Below are 7,795 nucleotides of genomic sequence, written 5' to 3'. Positions count from 1 at the left end.
CTTGCGGCCTCCATTGTCACCGGGACGGCGCGGACGGTCGTTGCGCTCGGAGCGCTCGCGACGCGGACGCTCACGACGCTGGAAGTGCTCGCCGTCGCCCTCGGAGGCACCCTCAGCACGTGCCGGGGCCTCGGGCTTATCCAGACGATCGAGCGAGATCTTACCGCGATCGTCGACCTCGATGACGACGACCTTGACCTCGTCGCCGACGTTGAGGACGTCCTCGACCTTCTCCACGCGGCCCTTGGCGACGCGGGAGATGTGCAGCAGGCCGTCCTTACCGGGCAGCAGGTTCACGAAGGCGCCGAAGGGCTGGATGGAGACCACGCGACCGGTGTACTCCTCGCCCGGCTCGGGAACCTTGATGATGAGCTTGATGCGCTCGACGGCCTGGTCGACGGATTCGCCGGTGCCGCCGACAAAGACGGTGCCGTCCTCCTGGATGTCGACCGAGGCGCCGGTCTCGTCCTGGATGCCGCGGATGACCTTACCGCCGGAACCGATGACGTCGCGGATCTTGTCGGTCGGAACCTGAATGGAGACGATGCGCGGAGCGGTGCTGCGCGTGGTGTGGCGCGGCTCGGGGATCACATCGAGCATCTTCTGCAGAATGAAGGCGCGACCCTCCTTGGCCTGCTGCAGGGCGCGGGCCAAGATGTCGAAGGTGAGGCCGGTGGCCTTGTTGTCCATCTGGAGGGCGGTGATGCCCTCGGTGGTGCCGGTGACCTTAAAGTCCATGTCGCCCAGGAAGTCCTCGAGACCCTGGATGTCGGACAGGACCACGGTCTTGCCCTCCTCCTGGATCAAGCCCATGGCAATACCGGAGACCGGGCGCTTAATGGGCACGCCGCCGTCCATAAGGGCGAGCGTGGAGCCGCAGGTCGAAGCCATCGAAGAGGAGCCGTTGGACTCCATGACCTCGGAGACGACGCGGATGGCGTAGGGGAACTCGTTCTCGTCGGGGAGCACCGGAAGCAGGGCGCGCTCGGCCAGGTTGCCATGGCCGATCTCGCGGCGCTTGGGGCTGCCCATGCGGCCGGTCTCGCCGGTGCAGAACGGCGGGAAGTTGTAGTGGTGCATATAGCGCTTGCCCTCGGTGGGCTCGATGGTATCCAGACGCTGGCCCTCGTTGAGCATGCCGAGCGACAGGACGGAAAGCACCTGGGTCTGGCCACGCTGGAACAGGCCGGAGCCGTGAACGAGCGGCAGGTAGTTGTCCTTCACCATGATGGGGCGAATCTCATCGGCGGCACGGCCGTCGACGCGCTCACCGGTCTCGACGACCATGGTGCGCATGGCCTTCTTCTCGAGCTTCTTGAGCGCCACGGGGATCTCGCGCTCCCAAGCGGCCTGCTCCTCCTCGGTGAACTCGGCACGGATGGACTCCTTCAGAGCCTCGACCTTGCCGATACGGGAGAGCTTGTCGGCGTCGCGAAGGGCGGCTGCCATCTCGTCGTAGTGGGCGAAGATGCGCTCCTGGACCTCCTCGACGGGCTGGTCGAGCGGGTACTCCTTCTTGACGATGGGGCCGTTGACCTGCTCCCACTCGGCGACGAACTCGTCCTGAGCCTGGCAGAAGGCAGCAAGGGCCTCCTGGCCAAACTTCATGGCGGCGAGCATGTCGTCCTCGGAGATCTCCTCGGCGCCGGCCTCGACCATCGAGATGAAGTCGGCAGAGCCGCCCAGCTCCAGGTCCAGGTCGGAGTTCTCGCGCTCCTCATAGGTGGGGTTGACGATAAACTCGCCGGTCTCCACGTTGCGGCCGATGCGCACGCAGGCAAGCGGGCCCTCGAAGGGCACGCCGCCAAGCGTCATGGCCAGAGAGGCACCCATGACGTTGATGACGTCGAAGGGGTTGACCTGATCGGCGACGAGCGAGGTGGCGACGATGTGCACCTCGTTGCGGAAGCCGTCCGGGAAGCTCGGGCGAATCGGACGGTCGATCATGCGCGCGGTAAGCGTGGCCTTCTCGCTGGGACGGCCCTCACGCTTGAGGTAACCACCCGGGATGCGGCCGGCGGCGTACATCTTCTCGTTGAAGTCGACGGTCAGCGGGAAGAAGTCGTAGTTCTTGCGCTCCTTGGAGACGACCACGGTGTCGAGCATCGTGGTGTCGCCCTGCTTGACCAGGCACGCGCCGGTAGCCTGCTTGGCAAGCTCGCCCGACTCAAAGGTGTAGGTCTTGCCGTACAGCTCAAAGGTCTTGGATACGAGTGTCATTGTTCTCCTTTACCCCACAGGCCCCTTGCCTGCGGGCTTCTCATGTGACGCGGGCCCCCTGCCCCCGCCACGCTTCAGAGCGTGATTGTTCACGCCCTTACACAAAAAGAGCGCCCCGCTGCGCAGGACGGTCTTAGCATGTACAAATCCTACTGGATGTTGTCGCGGATGCCCAGAGCCTTGATGAGCTCACGGTACTCGACGATGTCGTTCTTCTTGATGTAGGAGAGAAGACGACGACGACGGCCGACGAGCATGAGCAGACCGCGACGGGTGTGGAAGTCCTTCTGGTGGGACTTCATGTGCTCGGTCAGCTCCTTGATGCGCTCGGACAGGATGGCGACCTGAACCTTGGGGTTACCGGTGTCGACCGGGGTGTTACCGAACTGGGCAGTCAGCTCCGCCTTGCGCTCTTTGGAAACAGTCATTGTTTCACCTTTCGTTTTACGTCGCCCGCGGGCGACTCGATTCGCCTCGGACTGGGAAGCCGCCGGTGGAGCGAGCAACCAAGGTCGAGGTACCAACAGGTCGGTATGTTACCACAAGCAGCCCGCGCCCGCGCATCATCACCGACCCAACATGAATTCCATCGCACGGAGGCGCTGATCGGCATGTGTTGCCGCCCAGACATGCGAAAGCCCCAACAAAAAAGCGGCAGTATGGGGATCGATCCTCTCAGCCAAAAGCGCATCGAAGGTCATGGACATGAGGGCGCGCAGCCATGCGACCTCACCGGTCGATACCAACTCTGCACCCGGAACGCTCGACGCGCACGAGCCGCACATGAGCCCGCCGGCCTGGGGCGAAAAATACGACAGCATGGGGTCTCCGCACAGCACGCAGGCCGAGAAATCGGGTCGATAGCCAACGTGCGATAGCAGCTTAAACACATATGCCGCCACAAGTAGATCCATGTGCGCCGTGTCGAGCCCGCTGCCCACCAGGGCAAGCGCTCGCTGCGTGATGGCAAAGGTAAACGGGTCCTCGGCATCCTCGAACGAGCACACGCGCGCGACCTCGGCGATCGCGCTTGCGGCGCAGGTCGTCTCGTAATCGGGCGCAGCTCCGAGCGGCGCCTCCATAAGCTCGGCCTGGGAAACCACATCGAGCGACCGTCCATGCGCGAGCAGCATATCGACAGTACAGAACAGCTCGCAGCGCGCAGCCAGGCGCCCACCGGGTTTGCGGGCGCCCTTTGCCACGGCACGAACCTGCCGACCCCGCTCGTCAAGCATCGTCAGGATCAGGTCCGTCTCTTTGAGCTTCGTCTTGTCGAGGACGAGCACCTTCGTGCGATATGTCCGGGAGCCTGCCATGCGCGCCGCGCGCCCTTAGTCCTCGGCGTTGTAGCCAAAGCGGCGAATCTGGGCCTCGTCGTCACGCCAGCCGGCCTTGACCTTCACGTCCAGCTCCAAAAAGACCTGCGTGCCAAAGATACGCTCAAGATCGCGGCGGGCGTCGATACCGATATGCTTGATCATCTCGCCGCCCTTGCCGATGATGATGCCCTTTTGGCCCTCGCGCTCGACGTAAATGGTGGCGTGCACGCGCAGCACCTTCTTGGTCTGCTCGAGCGCGTCGCAGATTACGCCAACGGAGTGAGGGATCTCATCACGGGTGCGGCGCAAGACCTTCTCGCGCACAAACTCGGCAACGAGCGTCTCATCGGAAGCGTCGGTACCCATGTCCTCGGGGAACCAACGCGGGCCCTCGGGCAAAAAGTGCGCAACGGTCTCGATAAAGGCATCGACGTTGAAGTTCTTGACCGACGACGTCACGATCTCGTCGTCATATTCCATGAGCTCGTGGGCTGCCTTAAGCTGCTCCATGACCTGTGCGGGGTCGGCCTCATCGGCCTTGGTGAGCACCAGGACCTTCTTGGAACGAGCGTTCTTGACGCGCTCGGCAACCCAGGCGTCTCCCCTGCCGATCGGCTTGGTGGCATCAATCAAAAACGCGACGACGTCGACATCGTTCAACTCGAACAGCGCGCTCTTGTTGAGCTCGGACCCCAGGCCGTCCTTGGGCTTATGGATACCCGGGGTATCGACAAAGACCAGCTGGTAGCCGGGACGGTTGACGACGGCGCGCATGCGGCGGCGGGTCGTCTGGGCCACTGGCGAGGTGATGGCGACCTTTTTGCCATAGCAGGCATTGAGCAGTGTGGACTTGCCGGCGTTGGGGCGGCCGACCAGGGCCACGAAGCCGCTGCGGAAACCGGGCTCAACGTCGCCAAAGCCCGCGAGGCTATCGTCCTCGTCGCACAGGGCGTCGAGCTCCTCGTCGCTCATGCCCTCAAACGGATCGAACTCCTCGACATCCTCATAGGCATCGTTCGCTTCGGCATCCACCGCATCCAGGGACTCGTCGTCCAAAATTTCTTCGATAGGCTGCATATTGTCGGACATGGAAATCCCTTTCTAAATAAAGCCGAGCGCGTGGGCAAATACCAGCAAGCCCACAATCGCGGCGGTAATGGAAAGTACGTAAACGGAGGCGGCGGCGATATCCTTCGCGCGCTTTGCCAGCGGATGGAGTTCCTGGGTCGCTAGATCGACAATCGCCTCCATGGCGGTGTTGCACAGCTCGCCGTGAATCACCAGGCCACAACAGATGATAATCGTGGCCCACTCGGCAATGTCGAGCCCCACGATGCAGCCGGCAATGACAGTGCACACGCCCACAACGAGCATGACCTTAATGTTGCGCTCGGTCTTGACGGCGGTGACGAAGCCCTCCATGGCGTAGGAGAACGACTTTAAGAAGGATGGATGGTCCTTGTTCGATCCGGGAATCATAGACGGCTCCTAGTCGTGGGCGTGGTTGGTGATGGGGCCGACGTGGACCAGCTTGGGGTCCTCGCCGCGCTCGAGCGCCAGATCGCGAAGGATGGCGTCCTCGCGAGCCTCCATGACCTCGGCCTCGTCGTCCTCGATATGGTCATAGCCCAGCAGGTGCAGCATGCCATGCACGAGCATCAGGCGGCACTCGTCGGCAGGGCTATTGCCAAAGCCAGGGGCCTGACGGGCAATGACCTGCGGGGCCAGGATGATATCGCCGAGCTCGAGCGTCTCATCGGCGGGAATATCCTCGTCAAAGGCCGAGTCGCATTCAAACGAGAGGACATCGGTGGTACGGTCGATACCGCGCCACTCGTGGTTGAGCTCGTGCATCTCGTCCTCATCGACGTACGAAAGGGAAATCTCAACTTCACGCTCAACGCCCTCGGCGGCAAGCACGACCTCGCAGATGTGCTCTACCTCCTGCGCGTCGAGCAGCGTATCGAGCTCGGCATCGTTGCTGATCAATACACTCAACGGGACTCCTTTCGGTCGTGCACGCGTTTCTCGCGTACATCATCATAAGCGTCGTATGCCTCGACGATACGCCCCACCAAGGCATGACGCACCACGTCGGCACGCTCGAGGTGCGAAAATGCGACATCGTCGACACGGCCCAAAATCTGCTCAACGTCGGCAAGACCGCCACGACGACCCACCAGGTCGCGCTGACTCAGGTCGCCGGTAATCACAAACTTGGAGTTAAAGCCCAGGCGTGTCAGGAACATCTTCATCTGCTCGGGCGTGGTATTTTGAGCCTCGTCGAGCACCACAAAGGCATCACTCAGCGTGCGGCCGCGCATGTAGGCAAGCGGGGCGATCTCGATCACGCCGCGCTCCATGAGCTCATCGGTGCGTTCGCGATCCATCATGTCAAAAAGGGCGTCGTAGAGCGGACGCATGTAGGGGTCGATCTTTTCCTCGAGGGTTCCGGGCAAAAAGCCCAGGTTCTCCCCCGCCTCGACAACCGGACGCGTCAAGATCAGACGGCCTACCTCGTGACGCTTGAGCGCGGCAACGGCGAGTGCCATGGCCAGATAGGTCTTACCGGTACCGGCGGGGCCCAGGCCAAACGTGATGGTATGCGAGCGGATAGCATCCACGTAGCGCTTTTGGCCGAGCGTCTTGGGGCGAATGGCACGGCCGCGATACGAAAGCAGCACGTCGTCGCGAAGCGACGTAGCCTCGTGCTCACCGTCGCGCAAGACGGCAAGGCAGCGAGAGACATCGTCGGCAGACAGCGTGCGTCCGGCAGCCGCCTCGCGAAAAGCATGCTCGAAAAAGCGCGCCACGAGCTCGACCTCGTCAGGGTCACCGCTCACGGCGATGCTGTCGCCACGGGCGACCACATGGGCGCGAACCAAGCTCTCCAGCGCACGAAGGACGCCGTCGCCGGCGCCCAAAACGCGCGAGGGGTCAATACCCTCGGGAACGGTAAGTCTAATCTTCGAGGCTTCCATGAACCTCCCTGCGTGCATGGACCAAGCCGGAATCATCGACTCCGATGATAGCAACATCGAGCAGGCACGGGGCTGTGAGTCCACAGGTATCGTCAAGACGGGCATGATGGAACGAACCGAGCGTCAGGTTGTCGCCATATTCGAGCACGGCACGCTCGACGGTTCCCACGCGACGGCGAGCGTCGGCAATGGCGAGCTCCTGCGCCGCGGCTCGCATGCGACGGCTGCGCTCGGCCATGACCTCGGGCGGCACCTGGTCGGGCATATCGGCAGCAAGGGTACCGGGACGCTTGCTGTAGCGGAACACGTGCATACGCGAGAAGCCCACGCGGCGGCACAGCGCCAGCGACTCCTCAAAATCCTCGTCCGTCTCGCCGGGAAAACCGACGATGACATCGCACGAAAGGGACGCCTGAGGCAAGTTGGTGCGAATCATGCGCACCGTCTCCTCGAAGGCCTCGGCGCTATAGGGACGGCCCATGCGATGCAGCGTCCGTGTGCAGCCGGACTGCACGGGCAGGTGTAAAAACGGGGCGATGCGCTGCGGATAGCGCGCCATGACCTTAAGCAGGGACTCGGAGATATCCATGGGCTCGACCGAGGAAATGCGCACATGCGGAATAGACGTGCGCTCCATAATCGCCTCGAGCAGCTCATCGATCTCGACGTGTTCATCAGTCGCGCTCTTGCCATCGTAGGCGCCCAGGTTCACACCTGTCAGCACCACCTCGGGCACGCCGGCCTCCTGGGCCTCGCGAACCTGCTCGAGCACGGACTCGACCGGCACAGAGCGCTCGGGGCCGCGGGCCTTCCACACAATACAATAGGTGCAACGATGGTTGCAGCCGTCCTGGATCTTCACGCCCAGACGCGAGCGACCGAGTGCATCGACCACCTCGCCGTCGCTGCAGGCGGGAACATTATCGGACTCAACGCCCAACACCTCGCAGACGCGTTCGGCAACATCAATCTTGGACGGCTCGGCGATCACGCGGTCCGAAAGCTCCAATAGCTCCTCGGGGTGCAGATTGACCACGCATCCGGTCACGACCACATAGGGCTCGTTTGGATAGCCCAGCGCATGGCGAACGGCCTTACGGGTCTTGGCCTCGGCCTCGCCCGTAACGGCACAGGTGTTAATGACAATCAGCTCAGCATCCTGAGGCTCCACCATCGCAAACCCCAGGCGCATAAGATCGGCAGTGATACGGTCGGACTCAACCCGGTTGACGCGGCAGCCGAGGTTGACGACAGAGATATGAGGTGCGAGCACGC

8 protein-coding genes are annotated in these 7,795 nt (G+C 62.7%); all 8 read right to left on the bottom strand.

The window, feature by feature from the left end:
- A partial coding sequence (locus tag DXC52_RS02380) for a polyribonucleotide nucleotidyltransferase (protein ID WP_117745981.1) occupies positions 1 to 2,220 on the bottom strand: 2,220 nt, incomplete at its 3' end.
- A 149-nt stretch (positions 2,221 to 2,369) separates the two neighbouring features.
- Positions 2,370 to 2,648 carry a 30S ribosomal protein S15 gene (gene rpsO, locus DXC52_RS02375; RefSeq protein ID WP_035138510.1) on the bottom strand — a complete coding sequence of 93 codons (279 nt, stop codon included), beginning with the start codon at positions 2,646 to 2,648 and terminating at the stop codon, positions 2,370 to 2,372.
- Between the two features lie 138 nt (positions 2,649 to 2,786).
- Positions 2,787 to 3,536 carry a DNA repair protein RecO gene (gene recO / locus DXC52_RS02370; RefSeq protein WP_117745980.1) on the bottom strand — a complete coding sequence of 250 codons (750 nt, stop codon included), beginning with the start codon at positions 3,534 to 3,536 and terminating at the stop codon, positions 2,787 to 2,789.
- A 15-nt stretch (positions 3,537 to 3,551) separates the two neighbouring features.
- Complete coding sequence (gene era / locus DXC52_RS02365) at positions 3,552 to 4,628, bottom strand: GTPase Era (RefSeq protein ID WP_199409417.1); 1,077 nt, start codon at positions 4,626 to 4,628, stop codon at positions 3,552 to 3,554.
- Between the two features lie 12 nt (positions 4,629 to 4,640).
- The gene (locus tag DXC52_RS02360; RefSeq protein WP_117745979.1) at positions 4,641 to 5,018 is read right to left on the bottom strand and encodes a diacylglycerol kinase family protein; all 378 of its coding nucleotides are present in this window, start codon (positions 5,016 to 5,018) and stop codon (positions 4,641 to 4,643) included.
- A gap of 9 nt (positions 5,019 to 5,027) precedes the next feature.
- The gene (ybeY, locus tag DXC52_RS02355) at positions 5,028 to 5,537 is read right to left on the bottom strand and encodes an rRNA maturation RNase YbeY (RefSeq protein ID WP_117564282.1); all 510 of its coding nucleotides are present in this window, start codon (positions 5,535 to 5,537) and stop codon (positions 5,028 to 5,030) included.
- A complete protein-coding gene (locus DXC52_RS02350) occupies positions 5,534 to 6,520 on the bottom strand; it encodes a PhoH family protein (RefSeq protein ID WP_117745978.1) in 987 nt (328 codons plus the stop codon). The genes ybeY and DXC52_RS02350 overlap by 4 nt, the downstream gene beginning before the upstream one ends.
- Positions 6,501 to 7,793, bottom strand: a complete 1,293-nt coding sequence (locus tag DXC52_RS02345; protein WP_117745977.1) for a MiaB/RimO family radical SAM methylthiotransferase — start codon at positions 7,791 to 7,793, stop codon at positions 6,501 to 6,503. The genes DXC52_RS02350 and DXC52_RS02345 overlap by 20 nt, the downstream gene beginning before the upstream one ends.
- Between the last annotated feature and the right edge of the window lie 2 nt (positions 7,794 to 7,795).

Origin of the sequence: Collinsella sp. TF05-9AC, assembly GCF_003438495.1 — a bacterium.
In the GTDB taxonomy this organism is placed as follows: Bacteria; Actinomycetota; Coriobacteriia; order Coriobacteriales; family Coriobacteriaceae; genus Collinsella.
The sequence above is the reverse complement of the archived record's forward strand: the minus strand, read 5'-3'. Positions and strand labels throughout refer to the sequence as shown.

Excerpts from the sequence above, each read along its gene's own strand:
- rpsO (WP_035138510.1), bottom strand. The coding sequence starts at position 2,648 with ATGACTGTTTCCAAAGAGCGCAAGGCGGAGCTGACTGCCCAGTTCGGT.
- era (WP_199409417.1), bottom strand. The coding sequence starts at position 4,628 with ATGTCCGACAATATGCAGCCTATCGAAGAAATTTTGGACGACGAGTCC.
- DXC52_RS02360 (WP_117745979.1), bottom strand. The coding sequence starts at position 5,018 with ATGATTCCCGGATCGAACAAGGACCATCCATCCTTCTTAAAGTCGTTC.
- recO (WP_117745980.1), bottom strand. The coding sequence starts at position 3,536 with ATGGCAGGCTCCCGGACATATCGCACGAAGGTGCTCGTCCTCGACAAG.
- DXC52_RS02350 (WP_117745978.1), bottom strand. The coding sequence starts at position 6,520 with ATGGAAGCCTCGAAGATTAGACTTACCGTTCCCGAGGGTATTGACCCC.